Source organism: Massilia litorea (assembly GCF_015101885.1).
Lineage (GTDB): Bacteria > Pseudomonadota > Gammaproteobacteria > Burkholderiales > Burkholderiaceae_D > Telluria > Telluria litorea.
Genome location: NZ_CP062941.1, coordinates 861,780 through 874,742, shown reverse-complemented (window position 1 = coordinate 874,742; position 12,963 = coordinate 861,780). Strand labels below are relative to the sequence as shown.

The 12,963-nt window shown below is 59.7% G+C and carries 23 protein-coding genes; 22 read left to right on the top strand and 1 reads right to left on the bottom strand.

The features are described 5' to 3' along the window. Position 1: 1 nt before the first annotated feature. The 22 genes from rplP to dsbD all read left to right on the top strand — a co-directional run bounded on the left by rplP (position 2) and on the right by dsbD (position 12,250). Positions 2-421 (top strand): 50S ribosomal protein L16, encoded by a 420-nt coding sequence (gene rplP, locus LPB04_RS03895; RefSeq protein ID WP_145653055.1) that lies wholly within the window; start codon positions 2-4, stop codon positions 419-421. Positions 422-433: 12 nt separating this feature from the next. Then, positions 434-625, top strand: a complete 192-nt coding sequence (rpmC, locus tag LPB04_RS03890) for a 50S ribosomal protein L29 (RefSeq protein WP_159698333.1) — start codon at positions 434-436, stop codon at positions 623-625. Continuing rightward, the gene (gene rpsQ / locus LPB04_RS03885; protein WP_020655684.1) at positions 622-894 is read left to right on the top strand and encodes a 30S ribosomal protein S17; all 273 of its coding nucleotides are present in this window, start codon (positions 622-624) and stop codon (positions 892-894) included. The genes rpmC and rpsQ overlap by 4 nt, the downstream gene beginning before the upstream one ends. 234 nt (positions 895-1,128) lie before the next feature. Continuing rightward, positions 1,129-1,497 carry a 50S ribosomal protein L14 gene (gene rplN, locus LPB04_RS03880; protein WP_005663451.1) on the top strand — a complete coding sequence of 123 codons (369 nt, stop codon included), beginning with the start codon at positions 1,129-1,131 and terminating at the stop codon, positions 1,495-1,497. Between the two features lie 9 nt (positions 1,498-1,506). After that, complete coding sequence (rplX, locus tag LPB04_RS03875; RefSeq protein WP_056337594.1) at positions 1,507-1,821, top strand: 50S ribosomal protein L24; 315 nt, start codon at positions 1,507-1,509, stop codon at positions 1,819-1,821. A gap of 4 nt (positions 1,822-1,825) precedes the next feature. Beyond that, the gene (gene rplE, locus LPB04_RS03870) at positions 1,826-2,365 is read left to right on the top strand and encodes a 50S ribosomal protein L5 (protein WP_182990708.1); all 540 of its coding nucleotides are present in this window, start codon (positions 1,826-1,828) and stop codon (positions 2,363-2,365) included. 4 nt (positions 2,366-2,369) lie between these two features. Continuing rightward, the gene (gene rpsN, locus LPB04_RS03865; RefSeq protein WP_056449167.1) at positions 2,370-2,675 is read left to right on the top strand and encodes a 30S ribosomal protein S14; all 306 of its coding nucleotides are present in this window, start codon (positions 2,370-2,372) and stop codon (positions 2,673-2,675) included. A 14-nt stretch (positions 2,676-2,689) separates the two neighbouring features. Continuing rightward, positions 2,690-3,085 (top strand): 30S ribosomal protein S8, encoded by a 396-nt coding sequence (rpsH, locus tag LPB04_RS03860; protein ID WP_056337601.1) that lies wholly within the window; start codon positions 2,690-2,692, stop codon positions 3,083-3,085. 10 nt (positions 3,086-3,095) lie between these two features. Next, complete coding sequence (gene rplF, locus LPB04_RS03855) at positions 3,096-3,629, top strand: 50S ribosomal protein L6 (protein ID WP_193687462.1); 534 nt, start codon at positions 3,096-3,098, stop codon at positions 3,627-3,629. A gap of 12 nt (positions 3,630-3,641) precedes the next feature. Further along, entirely contained in the window at positions 3,642-4,004 is a 363-nt protein-coding gene (gene rplR / locus LPB04_RS03850) for a 50S ribosomal protein L18 (protein ID WP_192056825.1), read from the top strand. Between the two features lie 12 nt (positions 4,005-4,016). Beyond that, a complete protein-coding gene (gene rpsE / locus LPB04_RS03845; protein ID WP_193687461.1) occupies positions 4,017-4,535 on the top strand; it encodes a 30S ribosomal protein S5 in 519 nt (172 codons plus the stop codon). A 10-nt stretch (positions 4,536-4,545) separates the two neighbouring features. Further along, positions 4,546-4,725 carry a 50S ribosomal protein L30 gene (rpmD, locus tag LPB04_RS03840; RefSeq protein WP_007875342.1) on the top strand — a complete coding sequence of 60 codons (180 nt, stop codon included), beginning with the start codon at positions 4,546-4,548 and terminating at the stop codon, positions 4,723-4,725. Between the two features lie 26 nt (positions 4,726-4,751). After that, complete coding sequence (gene rplO / locus LPB04_RS03835; RefSeq protein WP_137172335.1) at positions 4,752-5,183, top strand: 50S ribosomal protein L15; 432 nt, start codon at positions 4,752-4,754, stop codon at positions 5,181-5,183. Positions 5,184-5,211: 28 nt separating this feature from the next. Then, positions 5,212-6,546 (top strand): preprotein translocase subunit SecY, encoded by a 1,335-nt coding sequence (gene secY / locus LPB04_RS03830; protein WP_193687459.1) that lies wholly within the window; start codon positions 5,212-5,214, stop codon positions 6,544-6,546. A 19-nt stretch (positions 6,547-6,565) separates the two neighbouring features. Then, on the top strand, positions 6,566-6,784 hold the full coding sequence (gene infA / locus LPB04_RS03825; protein ID WP_005663428.1) for a translation initiation factor IF-1: 219 nt from the start codon (positions 6,566-6,568) through the stop codon (positions 6,782-6,784). Between the two features lie 38 nt (positions 6,785-6,822). Beyond that, positions 6,823-6,936 (top strand): 50S ribosomal protein L36, encoded by a 114-nt coding sequence (rpmJ, locus tag LPB04_RS03820; RefSeq protein WP_005663407.1) that lies wholly within the window; start codon positions 6,823-6,825, stop codon positions 6,934-6,936. A 12-nt stretch (positions 6,937-6,948) separates the two neighbouring features. After that, on the top strand, positions 6,949-7,314 hold the full coding sequence (gene rpsM, locus LPB04_RS03815) for a 30S ribosomal protein S13 (protein WP_056337616.1): 366 nt from the start codon (positions 6,949-6,951) through the stop codon (positions 7,312-7,314). A gap of 14 nt (positions 7,315-7,328) precedes the next feature. Next, on the top strand, positions 7,329-7,733 hold the full coding sequence (rpsK, locus tag LPB04_RS03810) for a 30S ribosomal protein S11 (RefSeq protein ID WP_005663404.1): 405 nt from the start codon (positions 7,329-7,331) through the stop codon (positions 7,731-7,733). Between the two features lie 234 nt (positions 7,734-7,967). Further along, positions 7,968-8,591 (top strand): 30S ribosomal protein S4, encoded by a 624-nt coding sequence (gene rpsD, locus LPB04_RS03805; protein WP_193687458.1) that lies wholly within the window; start codon positions 7,968-7,970, stop codon positions 8,589-8,591. 117 nt (positions 8,592-8,708) lie between these two features. Further along, complete coding sequence (locus LPB04_RS03800) at positions 8,709-9,686, top strand: DNA-directed RNA polymerase subunit alpha (protein WP_026354946.1); 978 nt, start codon at positions 8,709-8,711, stop codon at positions 9,684-9,686. Between the two features lie 127 nt (positions 9,687-9,813). After that, complete coding sequence (gene rplQ, locus LPB04_RS03795; RefSeq protein WP_159698303.1) at positions 9,814-10,209, top strand: 50S ribosomal protein L17; 396 nt, start codon at positions 9,814-9,816, stop codon at positions 10,207-10,209. A gap of 112 nt (positions 10,210-10,321) precedes the next feature. Next, complete coding sequence (dsbD, locus tag LPB04_RS03790) at positions 10,322-12,250, top strand: protein-disulfide reductase DsbD (RefSeq protein ID WP_193687457.1); 1,929 nt, start codon at positions 10,322-10,324, stop codon at positions 12,248-12,250. A gap of 102 nt (positions 12,251-12,352) precedes the next feature. On the opposite strand, the gene LPB04_RS03785 is transcribed toward dsbD, so the two are convergent. Further along, positions 12,353-12,880, bottom strand: coding sequence for a Spy/CpxP family protein refolding chaperone (locus LPB04_RS03785; RefSeq protein WP_193687456.1), 528 nt, complete (start codon positions 12,878-12,880; stop codon positions 12,353-12,355). Positions 12,881-12,963: the final 83 nt, after the last annotated feature.

Genomic DNA, 12,963 nt, shown 5'->3' with positions numbered 1-12,963 from the left:
CATGCTGCAACCATCGCGCAGGAAGTATCGTAAAGAGCAGAAAGGCCGTAACACCGGCATTTCGCACACCCGCGGCACCGCGGTCTCGTTCGGTGAATTCGGTCTGAAGGCAGTTGCCCGCGGCCGTATCACTGCACGCCAGATCGAAGCTGCACGTCGCGCCATGACCCGTCACATCAAGCGTGGCGGTCGTATCTGGATCCGTATCTTCCCGGACAAGCCGATTTCGAACAAGCCGGCCGAAGTCCGTATGGGTAACGGTAAAGGTAATCCGGAATACTACGTCGCAGAAATCCAGCCAGGCAAAGTCCTGTATGAGATGGACGGCGTCGACGAAACACTGGCGCGCGAAGCATTCCGCCTGGCCGCTGCCAAACTGCCACTGGCTACCACGTTCGTCGTGCGCCAGGTCGGCCAATAACAGGAGTTGAATATGAAAGCATCGGAACTCCGCGGCAAGGACCAGGAAGCGCTGCAAAAGGAGCTGAGTGAGCTGCTGAAGGCCCAGTTTGGCCTGCGCATGCAAATCGCTACCCAGCAGCTGGGCAACACCGCGCAGCTCAAGAAAGTACGTCGCGACATCGCGCGTGTGAAGACTGTGATGAACCAGAAGGAAGCCAAATGAACGACACCACTAAAACGGCGCTGAAGCGTACGCTGGTCGGCAAAGTCGTGTCCGACAAAATGGACAAGACGGTAACCGTACTGATCGAACGTCACGTCAAGCACCCGCTGTACGGCAAGATCATCGTGCGTTCGAACAAGTATCACGCACACGACGAAACCAACCAGGCCAAGACCGGTGACACGGTCGAGATCGCGGAAGGTCGTCCGATCTCGAAGACGAAAGCTTGGACTGTGACCCGTGTTGTGCAGGTCGCACAGGTACTGTAAGTACTAGCAAAATTTGTCTTGCGTGGCCCGCTGGTATCTGAGATACTAGCGGGCTTCGTTCATGTGTTGCCGCAGTTTGTCCCCCTCGGTAACTGCGGCCTGTTCGAAGCAATTGGAAAGTCCAATCACCCAATCGTAGTGCTCCAGCAGGGGCGGTACGGCGGGACCAAGACTGACCGCAGGCCTACGGTTTTCCGTGGGATTTCTTCGGCTTAAGTTGGGAAAGAAAATACTATGATTCAAACTGAAAGCCGGCTCGAAGTAGCCGACAACACCGGTGCAAAAGAAGTTTTGTGCATCAAGGTGTTGGGCGGCTCCAAGCGCCGTTATGCGAGCATTGGCGACATCATCAAGGTAACCGTCAAGGTTGCTGCGCCACGTGGCCGTGTCAAAAAAGGTGAAATTTATAACGCTGTGGTTGTGCGTACCGCTAAAGGTGTGCGCCGCCAAGACGGCTCCCTGGTGAAGTTCGACGGCAATGCCGCAGTGCTGCTCAACGCCAAGCTGGAACCGATCGGCACCCGTATCTTCGGACCAGTGACCCGCGAACTGCGCACTGAAAAGTTCATGAAGATCGTGTCCCTGGCACCTGAAGTACTGTAAGGAGTCGTAATGGATAAGATTCGTAAAAACGACGAAGTCATCGTTTTGGCCGGTAAAGACAAGGGCAAGCGTGGCGTGGTTTCGCGTCGCGTCGACGCCGAGCACGTGATCGTCGAAGGCGTGAACGTTGCCAAGAAGGCCGTCAAGCCAAACCCGATGACCGGCGTCCAAGGTGGTATCGTCGACAAGACGATGCCGATTCACGTCTCCAACGTCGCGCTGTTCAACGCCGCGACCGGCAAGGCAGACCGCGTAGGCTTCAAAGACCAGGACGGCAAGAAAGTCCGCGTCTACAAGTCGTCCGGCGAAGAAGTGAAGGTGTAAGAACATGGCCCGTCTCCAACAATTCTACAAAGACAAAGTCGTCGCTGACCTGACCGAGAAATTCGGCTACAAGTCCGTGATGGAAGTGCCGCGCCTGACCAAGATCACCCTGAACATGGGTGTTGGTGAAGCGATCGCCGACAAGAAAGTGCTCGAGCACGCTGTGGGCGACCTGACCAAGATCGCCGGCCAGAAGCCAGTGACCACCAAGTCGCGCAAGGCAATCGCCGGTTTCAAGATCCGCGAAGGCTACCCGATCGGTACGATGGTGACCCTGCGCGGCGCCCGTATGTACGAGTTCCTGGACCGTTTCATCACCGTGGCCCTGCCGCGCGTGCGTGACTTCCGTGGCGTGAACGGCAAATCGTTCGATGGTCGTGGTAACTACAACATCGGTGTCAAGGAACAGATCATCTTCCCTGAAATCGATTACGACAAGATCGACGCGCTGCGTGGCATGAACATCTCGATCACCACGACCGCTAAGACCGACGACGAAGCCAAAGCGCTGCTCGCCGCCTTCAAATTCCCGTTCAGGAACTAAGAGCATGGCAAAACTTGCACTGATTAACCGCGAACAGAAGCGTGCAGACCTGGTGGAGAAATTCGCCGCAAAGCGTGCAGCTCTGAAAGCAATCATCGACGACCAGTCGAAGACCGAAGAAGAGCGTTACGAAGCGCGCCTGAAACTGCAGGCCCTGCCGCGTAATTCGGCCCCGACCCGCCAGCGTAACCGCTGCGCGATCACCGGCCGTCCACGTGGCACGTTCCGTAAATTCGGCCTTGCCCGTACCAAACTCCGCGAATTCGCCATGAAAGGCGAAATCCCGGGTATGACTAAAGCCAGCTGGTAATAGGAGAATAAGCAATGAGTATGAGCGATCCTATCGCCGATATGCTGACCCGCATTCGCAACGCACAAACTGTTCAAAAGACCACGGTCGCAATGCCGTCGTCGAAAGTCAAGGTTGCCATTGCCAACGTCCTGAAGGACGAGGGTTACATTGAAGATTTCGCCGTGTCCACCGAAGGTGGCAAGTCGGAACTGAAAATCGGTTTGAAGTATTACACCGGCCGTCCGGTTATCGAGCGCATCGAGCGCGTGTCCCGTCCTGGCCTGCGTGTCTACAAAGGCAAAGACGAGATCCCAACCGTGATGAACGGCCTGGGCGTGGCGATTGTCTCGACCCCGCAAGGCGTGATGACTGACCGCAAAGCCCGCGCCAATGGCGTCGGCGGCGAAGTTATCTGCTACGTAGCTTAAGGAGTAGACGATGTCTCGAGTAGCTAAGATGCCAATCGCTGTCCCAGCAGGCGCCGAAGTGGCGATCACTGCAGCAGCGATCACGGTCAAAGGCCCACTGGGCAGCCTGACCCAGCCGTTGAACGGCATGGTCAAGGTGGAAAACAACAACGGCACGCTGACCTTCGACGTGGTGGACGATTCCCGTGAATCGAACGCCATGTCCGGTACCCTGCGTGCCCTGGTCAACAACATGGTGACCGGCGTGACCAAGGGCTTCGAGAAGAAGCTGAACCTGGTCGGCGTGGGCTACAAGGCAGCAGTGCAGGGCAACGCCCTGAACCTGTCCCTGGGCTTCTCGCACCCGGTGCTGCACGCGATGCCGGAAGGTATCACTGCCGTGACCCCGACCCCGACCGAAATCCTGATCAAGGGTATCGATCGTCAAAAGGTTGGCCAGGTTGCTGCCGAAGTGCGCGCTTACCGCTCCCCTGAGCCTTACAAAGGCAAGGGTGTCCGTTATTCGGACGAAGTGGTGAAGCTTAAAGAAACCAAGAAGAAATAATCGGAGCTGACGATGGACAAGAAAGAATCGCGTCTGCGTCGCGGACGCCAAACCCGCATCAAGATCGCGCAGCTGGGCGTGAACCGTTTGTCGGTTCACCGCACCAACCTGCACATCTATGCGAACCTGATCAGCCCGGATGCGAAGGTCCTGGTTTCGGCTTCGACGCTGGAAGCAGACGTGCGCGCCGAACTGGCAGGCCAGAGCGGCAAGGGCGGCAACGCTGCTGCCGCGGCACTGGTTGGCAAGCGCGTTGCAGAGAAAGCACTGCAAGCAGGGATCACCGAAGTGGCATTTGACCGCTCCGGTTTCCGTTACCACGGCCGTGTGAAGGCGCTGGCAGAAGCCGCGCGTGAAGCCGGTCTGAAGTTCTAAGGAAGAATCGTCATGGCAAAAATGCAAGCGAAAATGGCAAGCGACAAGCCGGATGATGGCATGCGCGAAAAAATGATCGCGATCAACCGCGTGACCAAAGTGGTCAAGGGTGGTCGTATCATGGGTTTTGCAGCGCTGACCGTTGTCGGTGACGGCGATGGCCGCATCGGCATGGGTAAAGGCAAGTCGAAGGAAGTTCCAGTCGGCGTGCAAAAAGCGATGGAAGAAGCCCGCCGCAACCTGATCAAGGTGCCCCTCAAGAACGGTACCCTGCACCACACCGTCTCCGGTCGTCACGGCGCCTCGCGCGTCATGATGATGCCAGCGAAACCTGGTACCGGCGTCATCGCTGGTGGCGCGATGCGCGCCATCTTCGAGGTGATGGGCGTGACCGACGTGGTCGCCAAGTCGACCGGCTCGTCGAACCCGTACAACCTGGTGCGCGCTACCCTCGACGGCCTGTCGAAGATGAGCACCGCGTCCGACATCGCCGCCAAGCGTGGCAAGTCGGTCGAAGACATCATCGGTTAAGGTGAAGACAATGGCAAACACCATCAAAGTACAACTGGTCAAGGGCCTGATCGGCACCCGTCAAGATCACCGCGCTACCGTGCGTGGTCTGGGTCTGCGTCGCGTCAACTCGGTTTCCGAGTTGCAGGACACCCCATCCGTGCGTGGCATGATCAACAAAGTCTCGTACCTCGTTAAAGTTGTTTCGTAAGCCTCGGCTTACGAACGGAGAAAACAATGGAATTGAATACCATTCAACCAGCTGACGGCGCCAAGCACTACAAGCGTCGCGTCGGCCGCGGTATCGGCTCCGGCCTGGGCAAGACCGCCGGTCGCGGTCACAAGGGTCAGAAGTCGCGTTCGGGCGGCTTCCACAAGGTCGGCTTCGAAGGCGGTCAGATGCCTCTGCAGCGTCGTCTGCCGAAGCGTGGCTTCAAGTCGCTGAACGCTACGTTCAAGGCTGAAGTGCGTCTGTCGGACCTGAACAACCTGGCCGTCGGCGATGTCGACATCCTGGTGCTCAAGCAAGCAGGCATCCTGTCGGTGGTGGCACGCGACGTGCGCGTCATCCTGTCGGGCGAGATCACCAAAGCGGTGAACCTCAAGGGCCTGAAGGCGACCGCGGGCGCGAAAGCGGCCATCGAAGCAGCTGGCGGTTCGGTCGCTTAAAGCGATCGCTGCCTGATCGGAGCACAAATTGGCGACTAATTCACAACTTGGTAAAAGCGCCGCTGCCGGCTTCCCCTGGGGTCGGTTGTGGTTTTTGCTTGGCGCGTTGGTCGTGTACCGCATCGGTGCTCACATCCCGGTCCCCGGGATTGACCCGATTGCGTTGGCGTCGCTGTTCAAGCAGAACGAAGGCGGCATCCTGGGCATGTTCAACATGTTCTCGGGTGGCGCGTTGTCCCGCTTTACCGTGTTCGCACTCGGGATCATGCCCTACATTTCGGCTTCGATCATCATGCAGCTGGGGTCGATCGTCTCGCCACAGCTCGAAGCGCTGAAGAAAGAGGGCGAAGCAGGGCGCCGCAAGATCACCCAGTACACCCGTTACTTCACGGTGGCACTGGCCTTGTTCCAGGCGTTCGGCATCGCCGTCGCGCTCGAAGCCCAGCCGGGTCTCGTGCTCGATCCAGGCATGGGCTTCCGCTTCGTCACGGTCGTGACCCTGCTTACCGGCACCATGTTCCTCATGTGGCTGGGCGAGCAGATCACCGAACGTGGCCTCGGTAACGGCATTTCGATCATCATCTTCGCCGGTATCGCAGCCGGTCTGCCGTCGGCATTGGGTGGCTTGTTCACTCTGGTGTCGAATGGCTCGATCAACAGTATTGCCGCAATCGGCATTGTCGTCCTGGTGATTGGTGTGACCTATGCGGTGGTGTTCGTGGAACGTGGTCAGCGCAAGATCCTCGTGAATTACGCCAAGCGCCAGGTCGGCAACAAGGTGTACGGTGGCCAAACCAGCCACCTGCCCCTGAAGCTGAACATGGCCGGCGTGATCCCGCCGATCTTCGCGTCGTCGATCATCCTGTTCCCGGCGACGATCGTCGACTGGTACACGCGTGGCAAGGATTCCAGCGGCCCGTTCATCGGGTTCCTGAAAGACCTCGCCGCTTCGCTCGGTACCGGTTCGCCGATCCACGCGTTGCTGTATGCGGTGGCAATCGTGTTTTTCTGCTTCTTCTATACCGCGCTGGTGTTCAACAGCAAGGAAACGGCGGACAACTTGAAGAAAAGCGGTGCGTTTGTGCCTGGCATCCGTCCAGGTGACCAGACGGCCCGCTACATCGACAAGATCCTGATGCGCCTGACTTTGGCTGGTGCGGTCTACATCACCGTCGTGTGCCTGGTGCCGGAGTTCCTGCAGTCGTTTGCGAAAGTTCCTTTCTATTTCGGCGGCACCTCGCTCCTGATCATCGTGGTAGTAACGATGGACTTCATGGCACAAGTGCAGAACTACGTCATGTCGCAGCAATATGAATCGCTGCTGCGGAAGGCGAACTTCAAGGGCGGAATTCCGACGCGATAAGCGGGAGTGTAGAGACCGAATGGCAAAAGACGACGTCATCCAAATGCAAGGCGAGATTCTCGAGAATCTCCCAAATGCGACATTTCGCGTAAAGCTGGAAAACGGGCATGTGGTCCTGGGGCATATCTCGGGTAAAATGCGGATGAACTATATCCGCATTCTCCCGGGAGACAAGGTAACGGTCGAGTTGACGCCGTACGACTTGTCCCGGGCGCGCATCGTATTCCGCACCAAGTAAAAAATCTAAGTAAATACTCACCAGGAAGAGAGTGCAAAATGAAAGTTAATGCTTCAGTCAAGCGGATCTGCCGCAACTGCAAGATCATCAAGCGCAAGGGCGTGGTCCGTGTGATCTGCGTCGAGCCGCGTCACAAGCAGCGTCAAGGTTAAGAGGAATAACGAATGGCACGTATTGCAGGGGTTAACATCCCAAATCATCAGCACACTGTTATCGGCCTGACGGCGATCTACGGTGTTGGCCGTCCGCGCTCGCAGAAGATCTGCGATGCGACCGGTATCGCGACCAACAAGAAGGTCAAGGACCTCGACGATAACGAACTCGAGAAGCTGCGTGACGAAGTCGCGAAGTTTGTCGTGGAAGGCGATCTGCGCCGCGAACTGTCCATGAACATCAAGCGTCTGATGGATCTGGGCTGCTACCGCGGCATGCGTCACCGTAAGGGTCTGCCAGTGCGCGGTCAGCGTACCCGCACCAATGCACGTACCCGCAAAGGTCCGCGCAAGGCCGCTCAATCGCTGAAGAAATAATCTAGGAATCGACCATGGCCAAGCAACAAAGCAGCGCAGCAGCAGCGCGCGTCCGTAAGAAAGTCAAGAAGAACGTGGCTGAGGGCATCGCCCACGTCCACGCTTCGTTCAACAACACCATCATCACGATCACCGATCGCCAGGGCAATGCCCTGTCGTGGGCGACGTCGGGTGGCGCAGGCTTCAAAGGCTCGCGTAAATCGACCCCGTTCGCGGCTCAGGTCGCTGCTGAAGCAGCCGGCAAGGTCGCCCAGGAAAGCGGCGTGAAGAACCTGGAAGTGCGCATCAAGGGCCCAGGCCCAGGCCGTGAATCGGCTGTCCGTGCACTGAACAACCTCGGCATCAAGATCACCGAGATCCAGGACGTGACGCCAGTGCCGCACAACGGCTGCCGTCCTCCAAAGCGTCGTCGTATCTAAATTCATCCGGGCAGTTCTGCTGCCCTGTTGTTTTCAGTACAGCGCTTAGGCAGTATGCAGTAGCAAAAGCCGGTGCAGTGACCCGAATTCGGGTATACTGCCCGGCTGTTGTCGCCTCGGGCGTTTGCTCGGGGTTTATTTTTAGCCACGTCCGCTCTTATCAGGGTCGGACTAGCGCCTGCCGCATTCTCAAGAATGCCTCTGGGGCGTGATTAATACATCAAAGGATTCAACGTGGCACGTTATATCGGACCAAAAGCAAAACTGTCGCGCCGTGAAGGCACCGACCTGTTCCTCAAGAGCGCACGCCGCTCGCTCGACTCGAAGTGCAAACTGGACGTCAAGCCAGGCCAGCACGGTGTCAAGTCGGGTGCCCGCACCTCGGACTACGGCAACCAGCTGCGCGAAAAGCAGAAGGTCAAGCGCATGTACGGTATCCTCGAGCGCCAGTTCCGCCGCTACTTCGCTGAAGCGTCGCGCAAGAAGGGCAACACCGGCGAAACCCTGCTGAAGCTGCTGGAATCGCGCCTGGACAACGTCACCTACCGCATGGGCTTCGGCTCGACCCGCGCTGAAGCGCGTCAGCTGGTGAGCCACAAGGCCTTCACCGTCAACGGTAACGTCGTGAACATCGCTTCGTACGCTGTCAAGACCGGCGACGTCATCGCCGTTCGCGAAAAGGCGAAGAAGCAAGTGCGTATCGTCGAAGCCCTGTCGCTGGCTGAACAGATCGGCATGCCGAGCTGGGTGTCGGTCGACGCGAAGAAGATGGAAGGCACCTTCCGTTCGTTCCCAGAGCGTAACGAGATCGCCGCTGACGTCAACGAAGCACTGATCGTCGAACTGTACTCGCGTTAATCGTTAGTCGGTATTTGCGCCCGCTCCTCACCGAGCGGGCGTTTGCAATTCAAGAATTTTAAACATGCCATCAGCCTTATCGGTGTAACGAGCCGAGGGTATTGAAAAGGACATTTCATGCAAAATAGTTTGTTGAAGCCACGTATCATCGATGTCGAAGCACTCGGTGCCGGTCACGCCAAAGTCGTGATGGAGCCGTTCGAGCGTGGCTATGGCCACACGCTGGGCAACGCACTGCGCCGCGTCCTGCTGTCGTCGATGATCGGCTACGCGCCGACCGAAGTCACCATCGCCGGCGTCGTGCACGAGTACTCGTCGCTCGACGGCGTGCAGGAAGACGTCGTCGACCTGCTGCTGAACCTGAAGGGCGTCGTGTTCAAGGTGCACAACCGTGACTCCGTGACCCTGACCCTGAAAAAGGAAGGCGAAGGCGCCGTCCTGGCATCGGACATCGATCTGCCGCATGACGTGGAACTGATCAACCCGGATCACGTGATCGCTCACCTGACCGCCGGTGGCAAGCTGGACATGCAGATCAAGGTCGAAAAAGGCCGTGGCTATGTTCCTGGTAACGTCCGTCGCCTGTCGGAAGACACGAACAAGACGATCGGCCGCATCATCCTGGACGCATCGTTCTCGCCAGTGCGCCGCGTGTCGTACGCCGTCGAATCGGCGCGCGTCGAACAGCGTACCGACCTGGACAAGCTGATCATCAACATCGAGACCAACGGCGTCATCACCCCGGAAGAGGCGATTCGCCAGTCGGCACGCGTGCTGGTCGACCAGCTGAACGTGTTCGCCGCCCTGGAAGGCACGGAAGCCGCCGCCGAAGCACCATCGCGTGCTCCGTTGGTCGATCCGATCCTGCTGCGTCCAGTCGACGACCTGGAACTGACCGTCCGTTCGGCCAACTGCCTGAAAGCAGAAAACATCTATTACATCGGCGACCTGATCCAGCGTTCGGAAAACGAACTGCTCAAGACGCCGAACCTGGGCCGCAAGTCGCTCAACGAAATCAAGGAAGTCCTTGCTTCGCGCGGCCTGACCCTCGGTATGAAGCTGGAAAACTGGCCGCCTGCCGGCCTGGAAAAGTAATTTGATTTGTAGTACCACTATCCGGACAAGGGTGTCCGGATAGTTCAACCCTTATGAACCGGTCCGCGGTCATGCATCTGCATGAACGATCGAAGAACTGGAAATTAAACACTCGAAAGGAAGTACCATGCGTCACCGTCACGGCCTCCGTAAGCTGAACCGTACCTCGTCCCACCGTCTCGCCATGCTGCGCAACATGACCGTCTCGCTGCTGCGTCATGAAGCCATCAAGACCACCGTGCCAAAAGCCAAGGAACTGCGTCGCGTCATCGAGCCGATCCTGACCCTGGGCAAGACCGACACGCTGGCCAACAAGCGCCTGGCATTCGCCCGCCTGCGCGACCGCGAAATGGTGCAGAAGCTGTTCGCCGAACTGGGCCCACGTTACGCCAACCGTAACGGCGGCTACCTGCGCATCCTGAAAATGGGTTTCCGCGTGGGCGACAACGCGCCAATGGCGTATGTCGAGCTGCTGGACCGTCCGGAAGTCACCTCGGCCGACGAAGCACCGACCGCTGAGTAATCGCTTCTTGCGAATAAAAAAACCAGGCCTTGCGCCTGGTTTTTTTTCGCCCGTACCCGTCCGCACACAGCCGGTGTACCATTCTGCTGCGTTGTGTTCATCAAAGGAAGTCATGTCCGTCTCCCGTTTTCGTGCAGCCCATACGCGCCTGCTGGCCGCGCTGACGCTGCTGTTCGTCTCGCTCGTGCTGCTGGCGGCACCTGGCCGCGCCGAGGATTTCCTCGATCCTGCGGTCGCCTTCAAATTCTCCGCGCGCATGGAAGGCGAACGCACGGCCGTCGTCACCTACGACATCGCCCCCGGCTACTACATGTACCGCGAGCGTTTTACATTTACGGCGACCGGAGCGAAGCTGGGCGGGCCGCAAATCCCGCCAGGCAAGGTCAAATACGACCAGACTTTCGAAAAGAACGTCGAAACTTACCACGGGAGCGTAACGATCCGCATCCCCGTCGAAAGCGGGTCCGCCTTCACGCTGAACGCCACCAGCCAGGGCTGCGCCGACGCCGGCCTGTGCTACCCGCCGCAGGAACACAGCGCGCGATTGACGGCCGCCGCCGGATCCTCCGAGGCGAGCATACCGATCGGCGCGAATGCACAGCCGCCGTCGTCGATCGCGCTGTCGTCCGCGCCCCTCAGCGAAGGGCCGGCAAGCGTCGCCGCCCCGGGCGCGAGCAGCACGCCCGCCACGGCGCCGGCGGCCGCGAGCGCGGTGCCGCAGAGCCCGGCACCCGGCACCGTGCCGGCGGCCAGTGCGCCCGCGGCCAATCCTGCCGGCACGCCCTCCGACATGGCCGGTATCGGCGCCATCCTGCAAGGCGGGCGCCTGCTCGCCATTGTCCCCGCCTTCGCGCTGCTCGGCCTGGGCCTGGCGTTCACACCCTGCGTGCTGCCGATGGTGCCGATCCTGTCGTCCATCATCGTGGGGGAGGGCGGCAAGACCAGACGCTCGCGCGGCCTGGTGCTGTCGGTCACCTATTCGCTCGGCATGGCCATCGTCTACACGGCGCTCGGCGTAGCCGCCGGCCTGATCGGGGAGGGCTTGTCGGCCGCCCTGCAAAACCCGTGGGTGCTGGGCGCCTTCTCCCTGTTGATCGTCGCGATGGCGATGTCGATGTTCGGTTTTTATGAGCTGCAGGTGCCCGCTTCGATGCAAACGAAACTGGCCAATGCGTCCGGGCGCCAGGCGTCGGGCAAGCTGGCCGGCGTGTTCGCCATGGGTGCGATTTCCGCCCTGATCGTCGGGCCCTGCGTGGCTGCCCCGCTGGCCGGCGCCCTGGTCTACATCAGCCAGACGAGAGACGTGCTGGTCGGCGGCGCCGCGCTGTTTTCGATGGCGATCGGCATGAGCATCCCGCTGCTGCTGGTGGGCGTCTCCGCCGGCTCGCTGCTGCCGCGCGCCGGCGCCTGGATGGACACCGTCAAGCGCTTCTTCGGCGTACTGATGCTGGGCATGGCGCTGTGGCTGGTCTCTCCGGTCTTGCCGCCGTTGCTGCAGATGATCCTGTGGGCTGCGCTGCTGCTCGGCTACGGTGCGTATCTGCTGAGCCGGCGCGGGCACTGGGCGGCCATCGCCTGCGGCGCCGCATTCGGCATCCTGGGTGCCTTGCAGCTGGTTGGCGCCGCCACGGGCGGGCGCGACCCGCTCGCACCGCTGGCACACCTGACGGGTACGCCAAAACACGCGCTGACCTTCAAGCGCGTGAAAACCGTGGCCGAGCTCGATGCGGTGCTGGCCGCGAACGCCGGCAAGACGGCCATGCTCGACTTTTATGCCGACTGGTGCGTGTCGTGCAAGGAGATGGAGAAGCTGACCTTCATCGATCCCGCGGTGCAGGCCAAGCTGGCCAATACGATGCTGCTGCAGGTCGACGTGACCGCCAACGATGCGCACGACAAGGCGATGCTGAAACGGTTTGGCCTGTTCGGCCCACCGGGGATCATTTTCTTCGACCGGGCGGGCAAGGAGATCAGTGACAGCCGCGTGATCGGCTACCAGAATGCCGCCAAATTCCTGAATTCGCTGCAAAAGCTCGAGTAGCCCGTAGGGTGGGCTCCGCCCACGCGGTACATCGTTCGCGTATCGGACAGAGGACAAAAAAGGGATGCCGAGGCATCCCTTTTTCGTTATCAGCTAAATCATTTAGCTTTGCAGCGCCGCGCCACGCTCGCCGTGCTGACCACCGCGATGACCGTGATGCCTGCCGCCGAAACGCATCGCTTTGCTGTCCAACACCTGCTTCTGCTCCGGCGTGAGCACGGCATACAGGTTGTTCAAGGCCGCCAGGCGCGCTTCCATGCGGGCGGTGCGCTGCTTCTGGCGCTCGATCTGCTGCTGCAGGCGCTGCGGCGCGGGTAGGGCCGCCAGCTTCTCGTGCTCGGCACGGGCTTGCGGGCCCTGTGCGGGCTTGCCGGCTGCGATGAAGGCGGCGAAAGCCGGTTCCTGCTGCCGGGTCAGCTTGAGCTCGGCACGCAGCTTGGCTTCACGCTGGGCTTGCCATTCGGCGCGCTTGGCCTGGCGCTCGGCTTTGAATGCCGCGCGCTGTTCGGCGCTGACGGCCTGGCCATGGCGGCCTTCCTGCGGCTGGACAGGGGCAGTCTGGGCGACGGCGGCGCCGGCGATACCGAGGGCGGTCAGGGCGATCAAGACATTTTTGTGAAGAGTTTTCATTTCAGGTCCTCGTGGTGTGTGAGTCAGTTGATGTTGTGCGTGAACTACTCACTGCACGGGATCCATCATCGCGAATAAATGTA